The 3,394-nt window shown below is 65.5% G+C and carries 4 protein-coding genes; 1 reads left to right on the top strand and 3 read right to left on the bottom strand.

Annotation, left to right across the window (positions count from 1 at the left end; translation table 11 throughout):
- Nucleotides 1-273 precede the first annotated feature (273 nt).
- A complete protein-coding gene (locus IAE77_RS04380) occupies nucleotides 274-816 on the top strand; it encodes a hypothetical protein (protein WP_294222400.1) in 543 nt (180 codons plus the stop codon).
- A gap of 23 nt (nucleotides 817-839) precedes the next feature.
- Here IAE77_RS04380 and IAE77_RS04375 read toward each other — a convergent pair whose 3' ends face one another.
- The 3 genes from IAE77_RS04375 to IAE77_RS04365 form a co-directional block, all read right to left on the bottom strand.
- Entirely contained in the window at nucleotides 840-1,706 is an 867-nt protein-coding gene (locus IAE77_RS04375) for a phosphodiester glycosidase family protein (protein WP_294222398.1), read from the bottom strand.
- On the bottom strand, nucleotides 1,703-2,299 hold the full coding sequence (locus IAE77_RS04370) for a non-canonical purine NTP pyrophosphatase (RefSeq protein WP_294222397.1): 597 nt from the start codon (nucleotides 2,297-2,299) through the stop codon (nucleotides 1,703-1,705). Before IAE77_RS04370 ends, IAE77_RS04375 begins: the two co-directional genes overlap by 4 nt.
- Before the next feature lie 79 nt (nucleotides 2,300-2,378).
- Nucleotides 2,379-3,317 carry a CNNM domain-containing protein gene (locus IAE77_RS04365; protein WP_294222394.1) on the bottom strand — a complete coding sequence of 313 codons (939 nt, stop codon included), beginning with the start codon at nucleotides 3,315-3,317 and terminating at the stop codon, nucleotides 2,379-2,381.
- Nucleotides 3,318-3,394 lie beyond the last annotated feature (77 nt).

Here is a 3,394-nt window from a genome sequence, read left to right as displayed (position 1 = left end):
CGCAGAGCGGCAGCCGTCTCGTAGCCCGGCCTTTGAAGGCCGGGAGAGGATGCGGGTGATCGCGTTGAGCCACGACCCGCGTCGCAGCGCGACGCCCGAACCCGTCCTCCCGACGCGTCAGGTTCGCGTGTCGCTCTGCGACACCGGATGCCTTGGGGCGTGCCACCGTTTCCTGCTCCCGGCCTTGAAAGGCCGGGCTATGGCACGTTCGTCGCTCCGCGACTTCCAAACAGGTTTACAAACACGGCCTGGAATGAAACGTCCGGTCAAACCATGAAGTACATCCGCATTGTCTTGTTCGCCATCGGCAGCGCCATCGTTTATGGGATCATTCACGATCAGATCACGACACGCGTTTGCATCGAGTACTTCACCGTCGCCCACCCACGGCTCATTCTGTCGGAGTCGCCCACCGTTCTGGGGTTGTTTTGGGGAGTGGTTGCCACTTGGTGGGTTGGTCTGGGACTTGGCCTGCCTCTGGCCCTGGCTTCACGCGTTGGGCAGGGGCCGAAACTGGAATGGCGCGACCACAGGCGCGGCATGGGCTGGCTGCTTGGCTTCATGGCTGCTTTGGCCGCCGTCGCTGGTGTTTGTGCGTGGCTGGCGACCCGCACGCAAGATCCTGTTCACCTGGCGGATCTCACCGGGCAGCAGATCACACCGCATCTGCGATCACGCTTTCTGGCCGCATGGGCAGCTCATGGGACCAGTTACGGCGGCGGCTTTGTAGGAGGTCTCGCGTTGATCGTGCTGACCATTGTTCGTCGTCGCCGAATGAGAAGAGCTCCAAGCGCGAGCGCCGATCAAAGGACGTGATCATCTCTCCCACGGCTCAGATCTCAGCGGGGGACGATGCCGAGGTAGTTGCGCACGGTGCTCCAGCCGGCCTGGGTGTGCTCGCGGCCATCATTGGTGCGGTAGTAGATGGCGGAGGAGCGGCCGCCGTCGAGGTTCAACGCACGATGCACTTTGAACGCAGGCATCAAACCGGGGGTGGAGAGCAGTTCGGCGAGCTCGGCGAGCGTGGCGTTTTCAACCTGGCCGATCACCCATTGATCACCGCCGTCGGTGGCGATGAAGGTGCGGGTGCTGGTTTTTCTGTGATCGAGACCGGGCACGGGACGTGCGGCATCGACAAGGCGTGGGCCGGCTTGGAGGAGCTGATGCGCGGCCTCGGGCTGGACCGCGTCATTCCAGAGCAACTGGGGATGGGTGGTGACGACGATGGCTCCGGTGAGGAGGGGATTGGACTGCCAGGTGCCGGTGCGGCGGCCATCGGCGACCATGAGGCCGAGGGGCGCGAATGCGGGGGTGAAGAAGCCGCCATTGACGCCAGCGACGGCACCGGCGGCCCGCAGGCTTTCGGCGATGTGGCCGCCACCGGCCCAGTCGTCCGGCTGATCGATGACGCGCAGGTCGAGTTCCCTGCTGTCGAAGGCGACGACCTGGAGGCTGAAGGTGCGGTCCTGATGGCGGACGGTGTATTCGAAGGCGGAGGCGTTTCCCACCAGCGGGTGGCCGGTGAAGCCGGAGATGGGTGTCCACGTGGATGAGGTGGACGGCGTGTCGGGGATGCCGGAGGCAGGGGGGCTTTCGGCTGCCGGAGGCGCGGGCGGCGGCTGTGCAGGCTCTGCCACAGGCTGGTGGGCGCAGGCTGCGAGGAGGAGCAGCGGGACGGCGGTGAGCAGTCGGGTGAGGCCGGTCATGCCAGGGCTTTGAGTTGGGTCTTCATGGCGGCGAGGGCGCGGGCACGGTGACTGAGCTGGTTCTTCGTCTCCGGCGGGAGGACGCCGAAGGTGTCGGTGAAACCGAGGGGGACGAAGAGGGGATCGTAACCGAAGCCGCCTTCACCGACTTCATAAGGAAGGATGATGCCTTCGACGCTGCCGTGGGTGGTCTCGAGCACCTGGCCATCCCGGGCGAGGACCATGCAGCAGTGGAAGCGGCCATTGAACCGGCGATACATGGCTTTTTTGTTGAGTTCCTGGATCAGCTTGGCGCGGTTGTCGGCGGCGGTGGCGTTTTCTCCGGCATACCGGGCGCTGCGCACGCCGGGGGCGCCGCCGAGGGCATCGACCTGCAGCCCGGAGTCATCGGCGAGAACGAGCACGCCGGGAAGCTGGCGGCTGCCGCTGACGGCTTTGATGATGGCGTTGTCTTCAAAGGTTTCGCCGGTTTCCTCATCGAGCGTGACACCGGGATGGGTCCGCAGATCCTCGACCTGCCAGGCCTTGCCGAGGATGGCGGCGACTTCTTCGGTCTTGTGGGCGTTCGAGGTGGCGAAGACGAGGCGGTGCATGGCGGCAGGATGCTGGAGTAATGAGGGAGGACGTCAACCGTGCATTGCGTGACGAGCCGGGGCCTGCGTGCCGGCGGGTTCAGCGCATCAGGGGTTCGAGCAGGCGCTCTTCGGTGAGAATGCCGACCGGGGCCTGGCGCTCATCGATGACGAGGGCGAGGCGGCGGCCCTGCTTGCGCATGCGTTGCAGGGCATGGAGCGCTGGCAGGGCGGCGGGGAAGGTGTCGAGCGTGCGCATGTGCTGGCGCACGAGGCGGTCGGGCGGGATGACGGCGGGCAGGCCGGCGGTGTCGAGGACGCCGATGAAGCTGCCGTTTTCCCCCAGCACGGGCAGCAGGGTGCAGTTCTGCTCGCGGGCGACGATGAGGGCGGTGCTGAGGGGCATTTCGGCGGAGAGGGCGACGCTGCGGGTGAGGGGCTGCATCACATCAGCGGCGGTGAGCTTCTTGTAGTCGAGCACCCGTCCGATGAGATGCGTGGCGATGGGGGAGAGCTGGTTCTGCGCGGCGAGTTCGTTGGCGAGCGCCTTCAAGTCATCACGTCCGCGGGTCTGGTGCGCCTCGCTGGGAGTGCCGGCGTTTTCAGGACCGCTGCTGCCAGTGGCAAAGGCACGGAACAGCGGGCAGGCGAGGCCGACGAGGTGCACCAGCGGCGAGACGCTGCGCAGGGAGCGGAAGGGGTAACGACGGAAGAGTTTCTTCGGCATCACCTCCAGCCCGATGAGGAAGAGCGGCAGCGTGAGGGCGAAGGCGATGGCGTAGTTCCACCGGCTGGCGCTGTGCAGCACGGGCAGCGCGATGAGCACGAAGGCGGTGAGATTGGTCATGTGATTGGCCACCGTGATGCAGCCGATGAGCGCATCGCGATCCTCCAGCAGCGGCAGCAGGCCGCGGGCACGGTGATCACCTTCATTCGCAGCATGGCGCACGCGCACACGGCTGACCGCCAGCACCGCGCTCTCCAGCCCGGAGAGCACGAAGGAGAGCAGAAGGCAGGCGGTGATGAGGAGAAGGGTCATGGATCAGGGACGAATGACGAATGACGAATGACGAATGACGAATGACGAATGACGAATGACGAATGACGAATGACGAA

Origin of the sequence: Prosthecobacter sp., assembly GCF_014879935.1 — a bacterium.
GTDB lineage: Bacteria > Verrucomicrobiota > Verrucomicrobiia > Verrucomicrobiales > Verrucomicrobiaceae > Prosthecobacter.
The sequence above is the reverse complement of the archived record's forward strand: the minus strand, read 5'-3'. Positions and strand labels throughout refer to the sequence as shown.